18 protein-coding genes and 2 pseudogenes are annotated in these 18,706 nt (G+C 70.4%); 12 read left to right on the top strand and 8 right to left on the bottom strand.

Annotated features, from left to right (window positions below):
* The first annotated feature begins 93 nt into the window (after window positions 1-93).
* Together BL253_RS19110 and BL253_RS45425 are read left to right on the top strand one after the other, a co-directional pair.
* Window positions 94-558, top strand: a complete 465-nt coding sequence (locus tag BL253_RS19110) for a hypothetical protein (RefSeq protein WP_198946327.1) — start codon at window positions 94-96, stop codon at window positions 556-558.
* 50 nt (window positions 559-608) lie between these two features.
* Window positions 609-797: pseudogene (locus BL253_RS45425) on the top strand (IS256 family transposase); the annotation flags it as partial.
* A 223-nt stretch (window positions 798-1,020) separates the two neighbouring features.
* Here BL253_RS45425 and BL253_RS41195 read toward each other — a convergent pair.
* Window positions 1,021-1,194, bottom strand: a complete 174-nt coding sequence (locus BL253_RS41195; RefSeq protein WP_116438872.1) for a lasso RiPP family leader peptide-containing protein — start codon at window positions 1,192-1,194, stop codon at window positions 1,021-1,023.
* A 414-nt stretch (window positions 1,195-1,608) separates the two neighbouring features.
* Between BL253_RS41195 and BL253_RS42950 the strand changes: the two are divergent.
* The 8 genes and pseudogenes from BL253_RS42950 to BL253_RS19065 all read left to right on the top strand — a co-directional run.
* Window positions 1,609-2,203: pseudogene (locus BL253_RS42950) on the top strand (serine/threonine-protein kinase); the annotation flags it as partial.
* 18 nt (window positions 2,204-2,221) lie between these two features.
* Window positions 2,222-3,763: a phosphate ABC transporter substrate-binding protein PstS gene (gene pstS, locus BL253_RS19095; RefSeq protein WP_420801688.1), complete on the top strand. Its 1,542-nt coding sequence runs from the start codon at window positions 2,222-2,224 to the stop codon at window positions 3,761-3,763.
* Window positions 3,764-3,797: 34 nt separating this feature from the next.
* Window positions 3,798-4,763 (top strand): STM4015 family protein, encoded by a 966-nt coding sequence (locus BL253_RS19090; protein WP_076818480.1) that lies wholly within the window; start codon window positions 3,798-3,800, stop codon window positions 4,761-4,763.
* On the top strand, window positions 4,760-4,957 hold the full coding sequence (locus BL253_RS42350) for a hypothetical protein (RefSeq protein ID WP_076818479.1): 198 nt from the start codon (window positions 4,760-4,762) through the stop codon (window positions 4,955-4,957). The genes BL253_RS19090 and BL253_RS42350 overlap by 4 nt, the downstream gene beginning before the upstream one ends.
* Window positions 4,957-6,027 carry an STM4014 family protein gene (locus BL253_RS19080; RefSeq protein WP_076818574.1) on the top strand — a complete coding sequence of 357 codons (1,071 nt, stop codon included), beginning with the start codon at window positions 4,957-4,959 and terminating at the stop codon, window positions 6,025-6,027. The genes BL253_RS42350 and BL253_RS19080 overlap by 1 nt, the downstream gene beginning before the upstream one ends.
* Before the next feature lie 32 nt (window positions 6,028-6,059).
* Window positions 6,060-6,851, top strand: coding sequence for an STM4013/SEN3800 family hydrolase (locus BL253_RS19075; protein WP_076818573.1), 792 nt, complete (start codon window positions 6,060-6,062; stop codon window positions 6,849-6,851).
* On the top strand, window positions 6,848-8,272 hold the full coding sequence (locus tag BL253_RS19070; RefSeq protein ID WP_076818478.1) for an STM4012 family radical SAM protein: 1,425 nt from the start codon (window positions 6,848-6,850) through the stop codon (window positions 8,270-8,272). Before BL253_RS19075 ends, BL253_RS19070 begins: the two co-directional genes overlap by 4 nt.
* Complete coding sequence (locus BL253_RS19065) at window positions 8,272-9,255, top strand: STM4011 family radical SAM protein (protein WP_198946318.1); 984 nt, start codon at window positions 8,272-8,274, stop codon at window positions 9,253-9,255. The genes BL253_RS19070 and BL253_RS19065 overlap by 1 nt, the downstream gene beginning before the upstream one ends.
* A gap of 106 nt (window positions 9,256-9,361) precedes the next feature.
* Here the strand turns inward: BL253_RS19065 and BL253_RS19060 are convergent, their stop codons facing one another.
* The 5 genes from BL253_RS19060 to pdxR form a co-directional block, all read right to left on the bottom strand.
* Window positions 9,362-10,573 (bottom strand): DUF6745 domain-containing protein, encoded by a 1,212-nt coding sequence (locus BL253_RS19060; protein ID WP_338013728.1) that lies wholly within the window; start codon window positions 10,571-10,573, stop codon window positions 9,362-9,364.
* 22 nt (window positions 10,574-10,595) lie between these two features.
* The gene (locus BL253_RS19055; RefSeq protein ID WP_076818477.1) at window positions 10,596-10,922 is read right to left on the bottom strand and encodes a hypothetical protein; all 327 of its coding nucleotides are present in this window, start codon (window positions 10,920-10,922) and stop codon (window positions 10,596-10,598) included.
* Window positions 10,923-11,034: 112 nt separating this feature from the next.
* The gene (locus BL253_RS19050) at window positions 11,035-13,260 is read right to left on the bottom strand and encodes a carbon starvation CstA family protein (RefSeq protein ID WP_076818476.1); all 2,226 of its coding nucleotides are present in this window, start codon (window positions 13,258-13,260) and stop codon (window positions 11,035-11,037) included.
* Window positions 13,261-13,263: 3 nt separating this feature from the next.
* The gene (locus tag BL253_RS19045; protein ID WP_076818475.1) at window positions 13,264-13,611 is read right to left on the bottom strand and encodes a hypothetical protein; all 348 of its coding nucleotides are present in this window, start codon (window positions 13,609-13,611) and stop codon (window positions 13,264-13,266) included.
* A 361-nt stretch (window positions 13,612-13,972) separates the two neighbouring features.
* The gene (gene pdxR / locus BL253_RS19040) at window positions 13,973-15,433 is read right to left on the bottom strand and encodes a MocR-like pyridoxine biosynthesis transcription factor PdxR (RefSeq protein WP_198946317.1); all 1,461 of its coding nucleotides are present in this window, start codon (window positions 15,431-15,433) and stop codon (window positions 13,973-13,975) included.
* Between the two features lie 81 nt (window positions 15,434-15,514).
* On the opposite strand from pdxR, the gene BL253_RS19035 reads away from it, so the two are divergent.
* Together BL253_RS19035 and BL253_RS19030 are read left to right on the top strand one after the other, a co-directional pair.
* On the top strand, window positions 15,515-16,114 hold the full coding sequence (locus BL253_RS19035) for a TIGR03086 family metal-binding protein (RefSeq protein WP_096336038.1): 600 nt from the start codon (window positions 15,515-15,517) through the stop codon (window positions 16,112-16,114).
* Window positions 16,115-16,156: 42 nt separating this feature from the next.
* Window positions 16,157-16,522: a hypothetical protein gene (locus BL253_RS19030; protein WP_081438463.1), complete on the top strand. Its 366-nt coding sequence runs from the start codon at window positions 16,157-16,159 to the stop codon at window positions 16,520-16,522.
* A 160-nt stretch (window positions 16,523-16,682) separates the two neighbouring features.
* Here the strand turns inward: BL253_RS19030 and BL253_RS19025 are convergent, their stop codons facing one another.
* Window positions 16,683-18,053: a hypothetical protein gene (locus tag BL253_RS19025; RefSeq protein WP_076818472.1), complete on the bottom strand. Its 1,371-nt coding sequence runs from the start codon at window positions 18,051-18,053 to the stop codon at window positions 16,683-16,685.
* A gap of 389 nt (window positions 18,054-18,442) precedes the next feature.
* A partial coding sequence (locus BL253_RS19020; RefSeq protein WP_158230379.1) for an IS66 family transposase occupies window positions 18,443-18,706 on the bottom strand: 264 nt, incomplete at its 5' end.

Here is an 18,706-nt window from a genome sequence, read left to right as displayed (position 1 = left end):
GGGTCATCGCCCAGAGGAGCGACTCCAAGGCACCTGGTCGGGGTCGTTGAGGAACTGAACATCTCGGGTCGCCTGGGAACGACACGGCGGGAGTTGTGGGCAGAATGCCGGCGTGGATGGTGGGTTCCTGCCGGGAGTGGAGCTGGCCGGGCGGTTCTACTGGGAGGCTGTGGAGCCCCTGCTCCGCGCGGCAGCGCGTTCGCCCGCCTCCCCTGCTCCATCGACCTGATCCCGGCGCTGACCGCCGCCCTGGCCGCGACCAGCTGGCCCGACCGCGAACGCCACCTCACCCACGCCTACGAGACCATCGCCAACCTGCACAGCCAGGCAGGCCTCACCGAGCCTGTCGACCCCACGATTCGGCCCTTCCACGACCGGCCGTTCCAGGTCCTCGACGCCGACCGCTTCGCCACCGCCCTCACGAACACGATCCACGACCACGAACTTCGCACCCGCCCGCTGACCGGCGCGCTGGACCAGTTCGTCGACAGCACCGATGCCCTGGGCAACCGCGCCCAGGGCCGAGCACTCACCGCCGCCCTGGGCTACCGGCCCTGACAGGCTGGTGTGGTGACGTTTCGCCTGCTCGACGAGGATGCGCTGGCCGCGTCGTCGGTATCTTCCCCAACCTCGACGCGATCATCCGCCTTGGCGGCGCCGTCCTCGCCGAACAGAACGACGAATGGACCGAGAACCACCGCTAATTCGGCCTCGAAATCCTCGCCAGGGTCGACGCCACAACCAGCTCACAGAAAACCACCGAGATCACCGTGACACCAGAAGCGCTAACCGCATAACCTAAATCCAGAAAGACCGAATAGGAATCACGCGGAGGCAAGATCCTCCGCACACCTCCTTAGAGGACATGGCGATTTCAATCCCGACAACGTCCTCATCGCCGACCGGGCCTACCTCGTCGACTGGGAATAGGAAGCGCCTTGGGACCTTGGGAAACGGGAGTGGCGGTGACCAACGGCCACCGCCACGGGTTGCGTCAGGGCGACGCGGTGCGCGGGCGGGCTACCAGCCCCAGCCGCGTCCCCTGCCTCCACCCCAGCCCCAGCCCCAACCCCGGCCATGGCCCCAGCCCCAACCTGAGCCCCAGCCCCACCAGCCGATGCCAAACAGTCCCTGGGTGCGCTCACGGAAAGATCCTGCGTCCTGGAGAATTGGCGCCCTATATGTAGCCTTCATGACGATTCCTATGTCTGCGATGTTCAGTATGTCGGCCGGCCAGGTACACCTCTGCCGGCAGCACCATCGGCCTCTCAGCCAATCGCCACCCTCGACCGACCAGCTAACAGTCTGCCAGTCGCGGGTTCACTCCTGGTTCATTACGCCTGGCATGATTTTCACCGGTGAGGCTGCCCGCGTCCCCATAGGGGCGCCATGATTCGCGCGATCGGAACCGCAGTGGTCACGAACAGCAGTGGTCATCTAGTATTCCAGCCGGACTTCTGTGATCGTTTGAATCTGGCGGGCTGGGGTTGGGCGGCCGGGCTGTCCTAAGGGGCGCGTCGACCCCGGACGCGAAGGGGGCTCCGCCACGCTCGGCGGCACTGGCGGCGAGGCCCGGTTGACGTACAGCTATACCGTCGCCACCGGCGCGTCGCTCTGAAGGTGATCCGCGGCGACCTCGCGCGGGAGCCCCAGTTCCGCGCACGATTCCTGCGCGAGGCGCACGCGGCGCAGCGGGTCGCGAGGTTCTGCACCGCCGAGGTGCTCGACGTCAGCGTGGACGGCCGGCGCCCCTACCTGGTGACCGAGTTCATCGACGGCCCCGATCTGTCCTCCGCGGTCCGGCAACGGGGTCCCATGCCGGTCGCGGACCTGGAACGGCTCGCGGTGGCCGTCGCGTCGGCGCTGACGGCGATTCACGCCGCCGGCGTGGTACATCGCGACCTCAAACCGGGCAACATCATGCTGTCGTCGTCCGGCGCGGGTCATCGATTTCGGCATCGCCCGCGCGCTCGACGCCACCACGATGCTGACGCGGGYCGCCATCGGGACGCCGGCCTTCATGGCGCCCGAGCAGGCGCTCGGCCGGCCCACGACGGCCGCGGCGGACATCTACACCTGGGGCGGCGTGGTCCTGTTCGCCGGCACGGGACGCCCGCCCTATGGCGAGGCGCCCACGCCGGTGATCCTCTACCGAGCCGTCAACGAGGAACCGGACTTCACCGGTCTGGACGCCGGCCTGCGGCCTCTCGTCGAGCGCGCCATGCGCAAGGACCCGGCCGAGCGCCCCACCGCCCATGACCTCTTCCTCGAACTGGTCGGCGGTCGCCCCACCCCGACGCCGCCAATCCCTACCCCGCCAATCCCCGAATCGCCTCCACAGCCGCCGCCGACGCCAACTCCGACGCCACCATTCCCAGAATCACCGCCCCCGGCTACGGCAGCCTCCACGTCACCATTGCCAGAACCGCCGCTTTTGACGACGGCGGCCCCGACGCCGATGACCGAGGCGCACGGCGTCACCGTGGCCAGCGCGCCGACCATCACGCCGCTCCGACGGGACCTCGAGCCAGGCCGAGAGGCGGAAGGCGGTAAGGGCGGTCGCCGATGGACCCGCGGGCCGCTGCTCGGGGTACTCGTGTCCATCGCACTCGTCGTCACGCTCGTGGCCGTTCTCCTTGCCGTCAGACAGGACGACGACAAGGCCGGCGCGCGGCCTGACACCGCCAGCGGTCCCACCGTGACCTCCTCGTCAGCCGCCGGGATCCCCTGCGCCGCGGGGACGATCGACGCGTCGGGATCCACCGCCCAGCGGAACGCGATGGACCAGTGGATCAAGGACTATCAGGACGCCTGCCCAGACGCGGAGATCACGTATCAGGCGCCCGGCTCGTCGGCGGGACGCCAGCAGTTCACCTCCGGGCAGGTCGATTTCGCGGGCTCGGACTCGGCGCTGAAGGACCACCAGAAGATGGACGCCAACGCACGTTGCGCCGGTGGCGTCGCCGCGGACCTTCCGATGGTTGTCACGCCGATCGCGATCGCCTACAACCTCCCCGACGTGGACGGACTACAGCTGTCTTCCGCCACGCTCGCTAGGATCTTCTCGGGCGACATCATGCTGTGGAACGACCCGGCCATAGCGGCCGACAACCCCGGTGTGAGCCTGCCAGACGCGTCGGTCGACGCCGTTCACCGCTCGGACAGCAGCGGTATCACCGACAATCTGACGGGGTACTTGGACGCCGTGGCGACTGCCGACTGGACTTACGGCACCGGCCCGGATTGGGCGGCGCCAGGCTTCCTGGCGGCGAGAGGCAGCGACGGCGTCGCGACGACTGTCAAGACCACGCCGAACTCGATCGGCTACGTCGAGCTGGCCTAYGCCAAGAAGGCCGGCCTCAGGACCGCAAAGATCATGAACGCTGCTGGCGAGTTCGTCGACGTCTCAATTGGCAGCACGACGAAGGGCGTCGGCTCCACCACGCCCGGTGGCACTGACACCGATGTCCTGTTGACGTACAGCTATACCCTTGCCCTCGGCGCCTACCCCCTTTACCTCGTGACCTACGAGATCGTCTGCACCAGGGGCTTGGGCTCCGCCCAGACCGCTTTGGTCAAATCGTTCCTGAACTACATCTCCTCCGACGCCGGTCAGAAGGCGATCACCCCCCCTCGGCTACGCCCCCCTGCCCACCCTCCTCCGGACCGGAGTCCAGTCCGTGATCGGGAGCATCGCCTGAGGGTCGGCGGTCGACGCCGCCATGATCAGCAAGGCGGCGCCTGGGTTGTCGGCGGCGCCTGATAGGACGGTTCCCGCGAAGCCCGAAGGGAGCCAGATGACCATCAACGAGCACCTCACCGAGTTCGCCGGCAAGCCGGTGGCCAACTTCCGCCACGAGCACGACGGCGAGTCCTCGGACGACCACTACGGGTCGGGTTCTTCCGACGTCCCGCCCTCTGCGGGCGATGTCGCCTGGCGGCTCGGTACCTGGTTCGACGGTCCCGACTTCGGCGACGTCTTCCGGAAGTTCCTGGAGGAGGTCGAGACAGCCGAGGTGACCCATCTGATCATCGGCTACTGGGGCGCCTCCTACGACAAGGGGAGCGTCCCCGACCCGGTGGAGCTGCTGGTGGGAGCGGCCAACCGGCTGCCCGTCCTCCGCGCGGTGTTCCTGGGCGACATCGTGATGGAGGAGGCGGAGATCTCCTGGATCGAGCAGTCCGACGTCACGCGCCTCTTCGACGCCTATCCCGGCCTGGAGCACCTGGAGGTACGCGGGGGCCAGGGGCTGGTGCTGCGTCCCCTCCGGAGCCACACTCTGAGGACGCTGCGGCTCGAGTCGGGCGGGCTGCCCGCCGCGGTGGTGCGGGCCGTGGGCGACAGCGACCTCCCCGCCCTGGAGCACCTCGACCTGTGGCTGGGCACCGGCAACTACGGCGGCGACGCGACCACGGCCGACCTGGCCGGGATCCTGGGCGGTGAACGGCTGCCCGCGCTGCGGCACCTGGGGCTGGAGGACGCGGAGATCGAGGACGAGGTCGCCTCGGCGGTCGCGGGCGCGCCGATCGTCGCACGGCTCACGTCGCTCAGCCTGGCCATGGGGACACTCACCGACCGGGGTGCCGAGTCGCTGATCTCCGGCCAGCCTCTCACCCACCTCGCGCGCCTCGACCTGCACCACCACTTCCTGACCGACCCCACGATGGACCGGGTGCGCTCCGCGCTGCCCGGCGTCGAGGTCAACCTCGACGAGCGGGAAAGCTCCGACAGCGACTGGCTCTACGTCGCGGTTTCCGAATGACGCGGGGCACCACGACCATCGACGACCAGACCGTCGATCATCTACTGACGGAGTCCGGCGGCCTTCCGGCCGGCGCGCTCGACGACGCCGCGGCCGCCGTCCCGCCCATGGCCGACGCCGACGTCCCCATCGCCTCCACCGTCTTCACGGTCTCCGTCGCCTTCGCTGTCTCCGTCGCCTCCGTCTTCGCGTGATGTTCACCGTCGTCGGGACGCCGGGTGATCGGCGCACCGAGATGTTCGCGGCCGCGTGCCGCGCGGCGGGCCTGGACGGACCCCGCGTCGTCCCGTGGGCGCACGTGCTGCGCGGCGGCGAGCCGCCGATCGTGCCCAGCTCGCCGCTGCGGGTCGACTCGCCCGGGGACGACGCCGCGGCGGACGCGCTGCTGCGCGGGCCCGGCGATCCGGCCCGGGTGGGCGGGGGCGCGCGGTGGTACGCGACCTTCACCGCGGCGCTCGAACGCGTCGCCGCCGCGGCGGCGCGGGTGGGCGCCCGGCAGCTCGGCGACGCGGACGAGATCGCCGTGATGTGCGACAAGAGGCGCTGCCACGCCCGCCTCCGGTCGGCGGGCGTCCCCGTCCCGGAGGCACTGCCACCCGTCCGCGACTACGCCGGTCTGCGCGAGCGGATGGCGGACGCGGGCATGCGCCAGGTGTTCGTCAAACCGGCGCACGGCTCGTCCGCGTCCGGCGTCGTGGCGCTGCGGACCGCGCCGGGCGGACGGGTCAAGGCCGTCACCTCCGCCGCGTACGCCGGCACGGGTCATGTCAACTCGCTGCGTGTCCGGGCCTACGAGACCGAGCCGGAGGTCGCCCGCCTGATCGACGCGCTGGCGCCGGACGGCCTGCACGTGGAGCGATGGCTGCCCAAGGCCGCGCTGGACGGCCGCGTCCTCGACCTGCGGGTGGTGGTGATCGCGGGCGAGCCGACCCATGTGGTCGCGCGGACGAGCCGCTCCCCCATGACCAACCTGCACCTCGGCGGCGCGCGGGGCTCCCTGGACGCGGTGCGGGACGCGCTCGGCACCTCCGGCTGGGAGAGGGCTATGGACGTGTGCGCGCGGGCCGCGGCGTGCTTTCCCGGCAGCCTCATGGTCGGTGTCGACCTGCTCATCCAGATCGGCTGGCGACGGGTCGCCGTCGGCGAGGTCAACGCCTTCGGTGACCTGCTGCCCGGGATCACCGGGCTGCCGGGCACCCGGGCGGAGGGCCTGGACACGTACGCCGCCCAGGTCCGCGCGGCGCTGGCGGTACACGCGGCGTGAATCGCGACCTGGACCGCGCCCCGGATCGGGACATGAACGCGGTCATCGGCAGCCACGACCTGCTGCTGCTGACGCTCGACACCCTGCGCTACGACGTCGCGGCCGAACTCGCCGCCGCGGGAGAGACACCCACTCTGCGCGGCCTGCTGCCCGGCGGCCGCTGGGAACGCCGTCACACCCCCGGCAGTTTCACCTACGCGGCGCACACCGCCATGCTCGCGGGCTTCCTGCCGACACCGGCCCATCCAGGCCCGCACCCGCGGCTGTTCGCCGGACGGTTTCCCGGGAGCGAGACCACCGCCCCGGGTACCTGGACCTTCGACGCCGCGGACCTCCCGACCGGCCTGGCGAAAATCGGCTATCACACGGTCTGCGTGGGCGGAGTGGGCTTTTTCAACAAGCTCACACCGCTCGGGTCCGCGCTCCCGTCTCTCTTCGCCGAAAGCCACTGGGAGCCCGGATTCGGCGTGACCGATCCCGACTCACTCACCAACCAGATCGACCGGGTCCGCGAGGTGACGCGGCGAACTCCCGCCGACCGACGGGTGTTCCTGCTGCTCAACGTCGCCGCGCTGCACCAKCCCAACTGGTTCTACCTGGACGGCGCCACCCGTGACCACGGCGACTCGCGCGACTCGCACGCCGCGGCTCTCCGCCACGTCGACCGGCATCTCGGCCGCCTGTTCGCCSTGATGCGCCGCCCGTGTTTCGTGATCGTCTGCTCGGACCACGGGACCGCGTACGGCGAGGACGGCCACACCGGCCACCGCCTCGGCCACGAGGTCGTCTGGACCGTCCCGTACGGAGAGTTCGTGCTGCCATGACCGACCCTTACCAGCACTCCGGCCTCGGCCCTTACCAGCACTACGTCTATGCGTACCCGCACAAGACCGCCTACCGCCCGCTGTCGCCCCGCCCATCCCTGCGGGACGTGTGGGCCAAGGAGGACCGGTCCGCGCTCTTCCTGTACCTGCACGTCCCGTTCTGCGAGATGCGCTGCGGTTTCTGCAACCTGTTCACCCGCACGGGCGCGCCCGAGGAACTCACCGGCGCGTATCTGGACGCGCTGCAACGCCAGGCCACCCAGGTCGCGGACGCCCTGGGTGGCGCCACGTTCGCCACGGCGGCCTTCGGTGGCGGAACGCCCACCTACCTGAACGCGCGCGAACTGGAACGCCTCTGCGACATCAGCGCCCGCTTCGCGACGCCCGGCGTCATCCCGCTCGGCGTGGAGACCTCGCCGGCCACCGCGACCACCGACCGCCTCGCTGTCCTGCGCGGGCGCGGTACCACCCGCGTCTCGATCGGGGTGCAGAGCTTTCTGGACTCCGAGGCCCGCGCGGCCGGTCGTCCCCAGAAACGGGCCGAGGTCGAGGCCGCCCTGGGACGTATCCGCGCCGTCGGCTTCGAGACGCTGAACATCGACCTCATCTACGGCATCGGCGGCCAGACGCCGGCGACCTGGCTGCGTTCCCTGGACGCCGCCCTGGCCTGGCGCCCCGAGGAGCTGTATCTGTATCCCCTGTACGTCCGTCCCCTGACGGGTCTGGGCCGTCGCGACGTCGACTGGGACGACCAGCGCCTGGAGCTCTACCGCCTCGGCCGGGACTTCCTTCTCTCCCACGGCTACGAGCAGATATCCATGCGCATGTTCCGCCTCCCGCCCCGGGTCGGTGCGTCCGAAATGAAAGACTGTGCGACGGACGTTCGCGGGGCCGAAATTCCTGGAGYGGAGATTCCCGGTGCGGATATTCCCGGGACGGCGATTTCCGGAGAAGAGGCTCCTCGGGCGGAGCTCCGCGGGACGGAGTACTTCTGCCAGACCGACGGAATGGTCGGCCTCGGATGCGGCGCCCGCTCCTACACCTCGGCCCTGCACTACTCGTTCGAGTATGCGGTGGGTGCCCGGCACGTCCGCGCCATCATCGACGACTACGTTCGCGAGACGGACTTCCACGGCGCCCGGGTCGGCTTCGCCCTCACCGACGACGAGCGCCGGYGACGTCACCTGATCCAGTCGTTGCTGCAGGCCGAGGGCCTCGACCGTGCCGCCTACCGCGAGCGTTTCCACACCGACGCCGCCGCGGACTTCGACCTGACCGCCTTCTCCGAACGCGGCTGGCTGGAACAGAACCCAACCACCATCCGACTGGCGCCGGAGGGCCTCGCCCATTCCGACGCGATAGGCCCGGCCCTCTTCTCCCACCAGGTCCACGCCCTGATGACGGATCACGCTCCCCGCTGATGACACTCCTCCACCAGAACCAGGACGTGCCGGCCGCTCCACGCGAGGTGAGAGTGCTGGCCCCGCTGGAGACGCAGGCCTCGACGGGGACGCAGGCCTCGACGGGGACGCTGGTCCCGCCGCGGCACCTGACGATCCTCTACCGCGGGCCGCTGGCCAGTTGCGACTACGACTGCTCCTACTGTCCGTTCGCGAAGCGGAAGGATACTCCCGCGCAGCTGCGCGCGGACCGGGCGGCGCTGGAACGTTTCGTCGGCTGGGTCCGGGAGTGGCGCCAGGGTGTCTCGGTGCTGTTCACGCCCTGGGGTGAGGGCCTCGCCCGTTCCTGGTACCGGCGCGCGCTGGTGGAGCTCAGCCACCTGCCGCACGTCGAACGCGTCGCGATCCAGACCAACCTCAGCCACCGCGTCGACTGGACGGACGGTGCGGACCTGTCCCGGCTCGCGCTGTGGGGCACGTACCACCCGAGCCAGGTGCCGTACGAGCGTTTCCTCGGCAGGTGCCGCGACCTGGCCGAACGTGGGGCGCGCTTCAGCGTCGGCGTCGTGGGCCAGCCCGGTCATCTGGAGGCCGCGCGCCGCCTGCGCCGCGACCTCCCCGCCGGCGTGTACCTGTGGGTCAACGCGGCCGAGGGTCGCGCCTACACCGACGCCGAGGCCACCGACTGGGCGGAGATCGACCCGCTCTTCGCCTACAGCCGCGTGCCGCATCCGAGCCGTGGCCTGCCCTGCCGGACCGGCGAGACCGTCGTGTCCGTGGACGGCGAGGGCACGGTGCGGCGCTGCCATTTCGTCCCGACCGTCCTGGGAAACCTGTACGACGGCTCGTTCCGCGCGACGCTCGGCCCCCGCGCGTGCCCCCTGGACGTGTGTGACTGCCACATCGGCTACGTCCACCTGGAACCGCTCGGCCTCTACAGCACCTTCGCCGGCGGTGTCCTGGAACGCATCCCCGCCGCCTGGCCCCCGCCAAAGCGCGGGTGAGGGCGGGCGGGGGCCGGGCCGGGCCGGGCTTGGGGTGCGGGCGCCGGCGGGTGTGACGGCGCCCGGTGAGCCGGGGATGTGCGTTCGCCAGGGGACGCCGCGTCAGTCAGGTCTGCTTCGACGGGGAGTAGTCGGTCTCGGCGAGGCCGAACGTCCAGGCGACGCCCTCCCGGGCGGTGCGGGTGCCGGGCGGGACGCGCAGGTGGTAGGTCCGGTGGGTGCCGTCCGGTTCGGGGGTGGAGTTGACCACCTCGACCATGAGGATGGGCTCGTCGCCGCGGAGGTCAATGCGCCAGAGCACGCCCGTCTCGTCGCGGTGGACGGGCTTGGCGCCGGTCTCGGCGAGGTAGCGGTCGTAGCCGTAGATCTCCAGCATGACCCGCCGCTGCTCGGCGTTGGCCTCGGCGTCGATCCGGGCCGGGGACAGGTCGGTCAGCGACTCGATGAATCCCGCCGGCATCGGCATGCCGCGCCACGCGTGCAGGGCGAACCCGTCGGTGTAGGCCAGGGCGGGGCCGTCGGCCCGGTGCAGGCGGCCCGGCTCGTCGCGGTGCAGGTCGACCGGGCGCTCGGAGACGATCGCGACCCGCTCGTACGGCCACCACCAGCCCGCCGCCCGCGCGACCTGCGCCATCGCGGACAGGGCCGTGCCTGGCCGGCCTGCCCCTGCCGTGTCCAGGTGGCCGAGCGAGTCGAACAGCGCCAGCCAGGGGGCGTCGTGCTGGCCGAGGACCGCGTCGAGAGTGGAGCCGCGCAGCAGGGCGACGGTCCCGCGGTTCTCACCGGCGAGCTCACCAACGGCACCGCGGACCCGCGAGACCAGGTCGTCGACCTGGCTCCACAGCCGGCCACCGGTCTCGCCCCAGGCTCGCGCCCACTGCCGCGGCCCCAGCTCGGAGGACGCGAAGGCCCGCGCGGACTCCCAGGGGTGTGTCCGGACGGCGTCCCGCACGCTCATCCCCGCGGCGACCACGTCGAGCAGCGGCCTGACCGCTTCGACGGCCGCGTCCAGCCTCTCCGCCCGCTTCGGACGGGACTGGCGCAGGACATCCCCGTGACCCGCGATCAGCGCGGCGGCGATCGCCCCGCGAGCGGGAGAGGGCACCCAGACGACGTACTCGGGCGGGGCCAGACCCGCGGCGGTGTAGGCGGCGTCAATCCCCGACTCCGCCCGCTGGCGTTCGGCGGGACCGGTAGGGCCGGACGAGAACGCGACGGACTGCCACTCCAGGGCGACGTCCCCACGCCGTCGCGCCCGGACGGCATCGGACGTGGCGCCCTGGTGCGGCTCCAGGCTCGCGAGCTCCGGGGCAGGCATGGTCGACACGGAGACCCTCCGCTCAGTCGGCGACGACGCGGACGGCGCCCGGCACGTACTCGCGCTGCCGGATGATCCGGAACCAGCCCGTGGGCAGCGAGATCGGGGCGTGCTCCTCGTGCGTCAGCCACCCGCCGGACGGCAGGTGCAGGTGGTCGGGCGCCAGCGGGTCGGAGTCGCGCAGCAGGGTGCCAGGCGCGGCGATCGCGTGCGCGTGACCGGTGGCCTCGCCGAGGGCGAGCACCATGCGCCCGCGGTCATCGCGCGGTGCGGGCGGAAGGTCCAGCGCGCCGCGCGGAACATCCTCCTCGGCGATGGGCAGGATCAGGATGTCTCCCTGTCGGTACATGCGTCGCAAGCTAGCGGAGCCCACCGACAGTTCCGCGGGTAAGGAAGCGCGGATACACCGCATCACCTACATGATCACTTCCGGATCTGAGTTCGGGCCGGTGCCGAACCTGTCAGTGGGCCGGTGGCAGGGCAGACGCGGGATCGGGATCGCGGGTGACGGAGGCCTCGCCTGCCTGCGCGGGCAGGTGACTCGCGGTCGCGCTCGCGAACAGTCCCGCGGGCACCACGAGTCGCGAGGCCACGTACGCCGTCTCCGTGGTGGGTGCCGGCGTGCGGCCGCGAACCGTGCGTGCGCAGACCCGGGTCGCGTCGACGAGCACGGCGAGGACCAGCAGGGCGAACAGCGCCGCCAGGATCCCGTCCACCGTCGAGTTCTGCACGACCCTGTGCATGTCACCGAGGGACTTGGCCGGCGCGAGAATCTTGCCGTCGTCGAGCGCGGCGGCATAACGATCGCGCTGGGCGAAGAAGCCGAGCTTGGGATCGTCCGAGAAGATTTTCTGCCAGGCCGCGGTGAAGGTGACGGCGACATCCCAGGCGAGCGGAATGCCGGTCACCCACGCCCACCGCGCCCGCCCGCTCTTGATGAGCAGAGTGGTCGCCACCGTCAACGCGATGGCAGCCAGCAGCTGGTTGGCCATGCCGAACAGCGGGAAAAGCTGATTGATGCCGCCGAGCGGGTCGGTCGCCCCGGTCCAGAGGAAGTAGCCCCAGGCACCCACCACGACGGCGCTGCACAGCCAGACCCCGGGCCACCAGCTCACCCGGCCGATCGGCTTCCAGACGTTCCCGAGCATGTCCTGCAGCATGAACCGGCCGACCCGGGTACCGGCGTCGACGGTGGTGAGGATGAACAGCGCCTCGAACATGATCGCGAAGTGATACCAGAACGCGGCGAGCCCGCCGGTGCCGAAGGCGCCGGAGAGGATGTTGGACATGCCGACGGCGAGCGTCGGGGCGCCACCGGTACGGGCGACCAGCGTCGACTCGCCGACGGCCCGGGCCGCGGAGTCGAGCACGTCCGGGGTGACGGTGAATCCGAGGTGGGCGACCGCCGCCGAGGCCGAGGCAGCCGTCGTCCCGACCACCCCGGCGGGTGCGTTCATGGCGTAGTAGAGGCCCGGGCTGAGAACCGCCGCCGCGATCAGCGCCATCAGCGCGACGAAGGACTCGGCCAGCATCGCGCCGTAGCCGATCACCCGGACCTGGGACTCCTTCTGGATCATCTTCGGGGTCGTGCCGGACGCCACGAGTGAGTGAAATCCGGACAGGGCCCCGCAGGCTATGGTGATGAAGAGGAACGGGAACAGGCTGCCGGCGAAGACCGGCCCGTTTCCCTTGGCCGCGAACGGGCTGATCGCACCCGCGTGAAGCGCCGGAAGCTCGACGAGAACCCCCACGGCGAGCAGGCCGATGGTTCCGATCTTCATGAACGTGGAGAGGTAGTCGCGCGGCGCGAGCAGCAGCCACACCGGCAGCACCGAGGCCGCGAAACCGTAACCGATGATGCAGGCGACCAGAACCTTCGGGCTGAGCGTGAAGGCGGAGGCGAGCCCGGACTCCTGGACCCAACGGCCGCCGACGATGACCGCGACCAGCGCGGCGACGCCGAGGGCGGTGGCCTCGCCCACCCGCCCGGGCCTCAGCACCCGCACGTAGAGGCCCATGAACACCGCGATCGGGATCGTCATCGCGATCGAGAACGTGCCCCACGGGGAGTGCGCGAGGGCACTCACCACGATGAGCGCGAGCACCGCCAGTAGAATGATCATAATCGCGAAGACCGCGATCAGCGCCGCGGCTCCGCCGACCGGGCCGATCTCGTCGCGGGCCATCTGGCCGAGGCTTCTGCCGTCCCGCCTCATGGAGAAGAACAGCGTGACCATGTCCTGCACCGCACCGGCGAAAATCACGCCGCCGACGATCCAGATCGTGCCGGGCAGGTAACCCATCTGTACGGCCAGCACCGGGCCGACGAGAGGTCCGGCCCCGGCGATGGCCGCGAAGTGGTGGCCGAACAGAACCCGCCGGTCGGTCGGCTGGTAGTCGACGCCGTTGTCGAGGCGCTCGGCCGGCGTCGCCCGGCTGTCGTCCACTCTCAGCACCCTGTTCGCCAGGAACCGCGCGTAGAAGCGGAAGGCGATCGCGAACGATCCAAGGCCCGCGACCAGAATCCAGGCCGCGGATACCGATTCGTCCCGGGAAAGCGCGAGCACGGCCCAGCCGATCGCGCCGGCTACCGACACGGCGATCCAGATGACGATCGACCGGAGCCGATGGGCCGTACCACGGCCAGGTGCACGGCCGGTGTCGGTCACGCCGAGGTGAGCGGTCATGTCCTACCCCCTGTGACCCGAGTCCGAAGAAGTCCGGCCGAACAACTCGGTGAGCCCGACGCCTTGGGGTGGATCGCAACTGAAGCGCCGGAGCCCGAGGCGAGACCGGCAATCGACCGTTACATCCCTGTCCATCAGCCGGAGATAGGCGAGCGGATGGGCCATGACGCCGCCGGTCGGCTCCGCGTCGAGCGGGCGGAAGCCGCGGTATCTCAGCGCGACGGCCCGCGGCGCCGTGCGGAGCCACGGCTGGCCGGTACATCCACAGCACAGCCCCAGCACGGCCCAGTCGAACACGATCACCTCGCCGTCGCGCAGCGCCGCGCGCGCCCGTTCGGTGAGCCGAATCATCGAATGCTTCCTTTTCGACCGACCGTCGCCGAAACATCCGTGGCGCCCGAATCCGGCCTACCTTCGTCGCATGCGACGTGGACCATGCAATCTCCCGTAATCATGAGGTCGCCTGTTTATAGCGGGCGACCGCCTAATCGGTGACTTCCCGGTCACGAGGGTGACGCCGTCGGCAGAGTTGTCCCGCCCGGGAGAAAACGCGGCCCTATGCACGATTTCCGCCTGGTCCGCGTCACGGCCTTCCACAACAGGCTCGTCCGGACACCGGACACCGGACACTGGGCACCGGGCACCGGGCACCGGGCACCGAACGGCTGGCGGATCGCGCACCAGCGCCTGGAGATCCACTGGCTTGGCACCTTCACGACCCAGCCGAACTCCTTGGGAGACGGCGGCCAGAAAGCTCTGCGAGGAGCCGCGCCAGGCCGGGGCCGATGTCCGGTGCGGCGATCGCGCCGTAGCCGAAGACGAGCCCGGAGCGCGACAGCGGACTGTCGGCGACCTCGGCCAGGGTGTGCAGCGCCACGCCGGACGCGCGGGCCCGCGTCACCGCCTGGGCGAACACGGCTGGGTCGGCGAGGTCGCCGGTGGCGAAGGCCGTCAGGTGCAGACCGGCGGAGGACGGGACGAGGTCGAACCGATCCGCGGCATGGTCGCCCAGCGTGGTCCTGATGAGTTCGTGCCGGGCCTCGTAGACATGCCGCATCCGGCGGATGTGCCGGGCGAGCAGGCCGTCGTCGACGAACCGGGCGAGGGCGGCCTGCGTCGGCACGGACGTACTCCAGTCGGTGACGTACTTGGCCGTGCGCAACGCGTCGTGCAGCGCGGGAGGCGCCACGAGGAAGCCGATCCGCAGCGAGGGCAGCATGGTCTTCGAGAAGGAGCCGACGTAGAGCACGTGCCCGGCGCGGTCAAGGCTCTGCAGTGGTTCGATGGGCCGCCCGCCGAACCGGAACTCGCTGTCGTAGTCGTCCTCGATGACCATGCCGCCGTGGCGCTCCGCCCAGTCGAGCAGCGCCATCCGCCGTGGCAGGGACATCGGCATGCCCAGCGGGAACTGGTGCGACGGGGTCACGTAGACGGCGCGCGTCCCCGCCGGGATCGCGTCCGCGCGCAGCCCTTCGGAGTCCACGGGCACGCCGGCCACCCTGGCGCCCAGCGACCGGAACAGCAGGCGGGCGGGAGGGTATCCGGGCTCCTCGACCGCGATCAGGTCGCCCGGCTCGATCATCACGCGGCCGATCAGGTCGAGCGCCTGCTGAATGCCGCTGGTCACGATCACGTCGCCTGTCCCGGCTCGCACAGCCCGGGACAGGCCGATGTGCCGCGCGATCGCCGTCCGCAGGCCGGCGTGGCCGGCCGGATCGCCATAGCCGGCCGCGAGGGCCGCCGACGGGCGCGACTCCTGCGCGACCAGCCGCCGCCAGACCTCGTACGGGAACAGGCGAACGTCGGGAAGGCCCACACGGAAGTCGAACGCGACCGCCGCCGATCCGGCGCCGCTCGGGTCCAGCCAGGGTGTGATCGTGTCCCAGACGGGACGCGGCCGCAGCGGTCTGAGTGGGGGTCCCGTGGTGGCGGTGCGCTGTAGGTGGCCGCCCGCGCGGACGGACGTTCCCGCGCCGACCTTGCTGTCGAGGTATCCCTCGGCCGCCAGCCGGTCGTAGGCGACGCTGACCGTGTTGCGCGCCACCGAGAGGCGGCGGGCCAGCTCCCGGGTCGGCGGTAGCGGGTCGCCGGGACGCAGCCGGCCGTCGAGGATGGCGGCGCGCAGCTGCCGGTACACCTGGCCGGACAGGTCGCGATGCCCCTCGAGGCTCACGTGGACCTCCATATTGGCCCAATCATATTGGCCGACATTGGACCTGACCCTGGGCCACTGCCGATTTCTAGGCTCCGCGTCATGGACATCGGACACCTGGACATCCGAGAGCTCGACCGCCGCGCGCTGGCACTCACCGGCGAGATGGTCGGCCACGTCACTGCCGATCAGCTGACCCTCCCGACTCCATGCCCGGACTGGACCCTGTACGGCCTGCTGCGGCACCTGGTCAGCCAGAACGAGGGCTTCGCCGCCGCCGCGCGTGGCGAGGGTGAGGCCCTCCCCGTCTGGCGGAGCGGCGACCTCGGCGACAACCCGCACGCCGCTTACCAGGCTTCGGCGGAGCTGGTCAGCGACGCGTTCACCGCGGATGACGCGCTCGATCGACCCTTCGCCCTTCCGGAGGTGATCGAGGGAATCACCTTCCCCGGACGGGTCGCGATCAGCTTCCATCTGGTCGACTACGTCGTGCACGCCTGGGATGTCGCGGCGACGATCGGTGCTCCGTGGGAACCCGACGAGGACCTGACCGCCGCCGCGCTGCGCGTCGCCGAGATCGTCCCCGCCGACGGCCGCGGCCCGGGCGCCGCGTTCGAACGGGCGACGGTGGTGCCCGACGGCGTGCCCGCACGCCACCGGCTGCTCGGCCTGCTGGGCCGGGATCCGTCCTGGAAGGCGTGACACGTGCTCAGAAGCGGCTGGCGGCCGGGGCCGGCGTCAGGCATGAGCGGGCCGGTGCTCGTCAGCGTCACGGACTTCACCAGCGCGCGGTCGCGGAGCCTGCCCGGCATCGCTCGGGCCGGGTTCGGCCTGCGGCGGTCGTGGCCGCGCCTCGACGGCGCGGTCGGCCTCTGGCTGTGGGCCGAACCGCTGGCCAGACGCACCGGCGCGGTGTCCGTCTGGACGGACGAGGAGGCGTTGCGAGGGTTCGCGCGATGGCCACCCCACACGACGATCATGCGCAGGTACCGCGGGCGCGGCCAGGTCAGGGCCATGACCTGGGAGGCGCACCGGTTCGACGAGGCCGAGGTCTGGCGGCAGGCCTATCGCTGGCTCACGCGTTCGACCCACGTGCCCGAGGATATGTAGCCGATTTCCCCGCGACGATCCCCCGTCGATCGCGAGCGGGGCCTGGCAATCCTTCACAGCTACCCGGTGACTGGCGCCCCCGTGACACAGGGTCGCCAGAGCCGGTCGCGAACGGTCCGCCAAGCGGGACAGCGCGGTAGGGCGCCCACCGGGCACGGCGTCAGGCCTTGGGCACGAACTTCCTGTAGAAGATCTGCGCGATGCTGTCCCACGTGTCGAGGGTGGGCGGGCCGAGAGCCGTCACCTCCTGGTGGTCGGCGAAGGCCCGCAGCTCGAAGACAGCCAGCGGCTTCGGGCCGTCCTTCCGGTCCATCGGGAAGGCGCCCATGCCGTAGTACTCCCGCTTGTTCTCATCGTCGCCCGGAAAGTCGGCGATCTTTTCCGGGCGTCGGCCTCGCAATCCGGGCGGTGGCGAGGCGAGGTCCTTCCGGATCCTTGGCGCACCGGGTTGCTGCCCGGGCGTCGGCCGCCCGTTGAGGACGCTGTCCCACCACGCACTGATCATTGGACCATGCTCGATGAGCTGCCATTTTTCCTGCCGGGTCACCCCGTCCTTGGGCCARCCGCCGGCGGCGTATTCCGGGATCGCCATCTGGGGGTCGGGCGGGTCCGCCCGGTATGGGAACGGGAACAGGAACCTGTCGGACCAGTCCRCCGGCCACAGGGCGGGGGGAATATGGCCCGGCTGCGTCCGGAGGCGGGTCTTCTGGTCTTCCGGGAGAGCGTCGAACATGGCGTGGAAGTCAGTCCGATGCAGCAGCGTGAACGAAGACTTCGGCGAGTCGCGGTTGACGAGCACACGGCAGTGTCCGCCGTCAGCCTTGTAGAAGGAGAACTCCTCCACCTTAGACCCGGGGGGCATGTGCTTGAACGCCTTGAGATGTGCGCTGTCCTTGAACGTGAACACTCGGAAGAAGTCGCCATCCTTGGCGATCAGCGGTGTTCCGTCGGGGCCTACGGCGCGGTCGGGTGAGAAGTTCCAGACGGCGGCCAGCAGGAAGATGTGGCACGCGGTCAGGAATCCGGTCAGCTCCGGGTCGCCGTGGTCGAAGTCGAGCCCGCTCTTCGCGCGTATCTCGGCCAGACTCCTGAGGTAGTTCGCTCCGGTCGCGCCCTCGCTGCGGAGCACCGCTTCGACGAAATCCTTGAGCTCGGCCAGCGGGACGCCCACCGTCCCCTGTGGCTTTGCGGCGAACGTGCTGTCGTTGATCTGGAGCGTGCAGTCCCGCTCCCATATGCCCTCAATGCCATTGACAAACTTGTCACCCTTCCTGAACGTCAGCTCGCCCCCACTGGCTCGCGCCAGTCTGGCCAGCTCGGTCGCGACGTCCTTCGCGAAGCCGACCGCCGTCCGAGCCTTGGCGAGCGAGTTGACCGGGGCGGTGACGAACTCCAGCTCGGACAGCGCACCGGTGAGTGTCTCGTCGCCTTCCAGTGTGAGAAGTTCGCTGGCGTGACGGTATGCGACCTCGCGGTCCCGCACCCCCTTGACGAACACGTTCTTGGATGCCTGCAGCTCGAGACCGAACACGTACGTCCCCCCTTTGGACGATCAGATCCAGCCAGGAACCTTAGTCCGCTGTCATCTCGCCGCGCTCGGTAATGACTGAATCGAGGCGGCGCTGTGGCACGTGCCAGGGCCGCGGCTGTCAGGTGCGACGCAGCAGCCGGTGGATGAGGGCGTGGGCGAGCCAGGACTCGTACCGGTCAATGGTCCGGCGGCGTTCGAGCACAAGGGTGCGGTGGATCTCGGGCCCGACCAGGGCGACGTGGATTCAGAACCAGCATCGCGACCTGACTCCGGAGGCCCGCCGGGTAAACATTCACCTGGTTTAGGGATCTTGCTGTGGGTGGCGGTTCGGGGGCGTGGCTGTGGGCCGTGYCGGTGGGTCGGCGCGGCGGGGTCAGGCGGGTGGTTGGTCAGGTGGCAGTGATCGCTGGGGGCGGCATCCAGGGGGTGCCGCGGAACGCGAGCCGTAGGGCCTGCAGGGCGGACACGCCGTGCTTGCGGGCGGTAGAGAGGTAGCTGGCGACCTGGAGGCGGCAGGCGGTCGCGGCCGCGGAGGTGAGCCGCCCGCTGATCTTCTGCTGGGTCTTGAAAGGCCGAAGATCGCGCTCTGACAGGTTGTTCGTGGGCCACACGTCGAGGTCGAACACGAACCGCAGCACGTCGTCGTGCCGGTC

Origin of the sequence: Pseudofrankia asymbiotica (assembly GCF_001983105.1) — a bacterium.
In the GTDB taxonomy this organism is placed as follows: Bacteria; Actinomycetota; Actinomycetes; order Frankiales; family Frankiaceae; genus Pseudofrankia; species Pseudofrankia asymbiotica.
The sequence above is the reverse complement of the archived record's forward strand: the minus strand, read 5'-3'. Positions and strand labels throughout refer to the sequence as shown.

Excerpts from the sequence above, each read along its gene's own strand:
- BL253_RS41195 (WP_116438872.1), bottom strand. The coding sequence starts at position 1,194 with ATGAAGGCTACATATAGGGCGCCAATTCTCCAGGACGCAGGATCTTTC.
- BL253_RS19090 (WP_076818480.1), top strand. The coding sequence starts at position 3,798 with ATGACCATCAACGAGCACCTCACCGAGTTCGCCGGCAAGCCGGTGGCC.
- BL253_RS42350 (WP_076818479.1), top strand. The coding sequence starts at position 4,760 with ATGACGCGGGGCACCACGACCATCGACGACCAGACCGTCGATCATCTA.
- BL253_RS19080 (WP_076818574.1), top strand. The coding sequence starts at position 4,957 with ATGTTCACCGTCGTCGGGACGCCGGGTGATCGGCGCACCGAGATGTTC.
- BL253_RS19065 (WP_198946318.1), top strand. The coding sequence starts at position 8,272 with ATGACACTCCTCCACCAGAACCAGGACGTGCCGGCCGCTCCACGCGAG.
- BL253_RS19060 (WP_338013728.1), bottom strand. The coding sequence starts at position 10,573 with ATGCCTGCCCCGGAGCTCGCGAGCCTGGAGCCGCACCAGGGCGCCACG.
- BL253_RS19055 (WP_076818477.1), bottom strand. The coding sequence starts at position 10,922 with ATGTACCGACAGGGAGACATCCTGATCCTGCCCATCGCCGAGGAGGAT.
- BL253_RS19050 (WP_076818476.1), bottom strand. The coding sequence starts at position 13,260 with ATGACCGCTCACCTCGGCGTGACCGACACCGGCCGTGCACCTGGCCGT.
- BL253_RS19045 (WP_076818475.1), bottom strand. The coding sequence starts at position 13,611 with ATGATTCGGCTCACCGAACGGGCGCGCGCGGCGCTGCGCGACGGCGAG.
- BL253_RS19035 (WP_096336038.1), top strand. The coding sequence starts at position 15,515 with ATGGACATCGGACACCTGGACATCCGAGAGCTCGACCGCCGCGCGCTG.
- BL253_RS19030 (WP_081438463.1), top strand. The coding sequence starts at position 16,157 with ATGAGCGGGCCGGTGCTCGTCAGCGTCACGGACTTCACCAGCGCGCGG.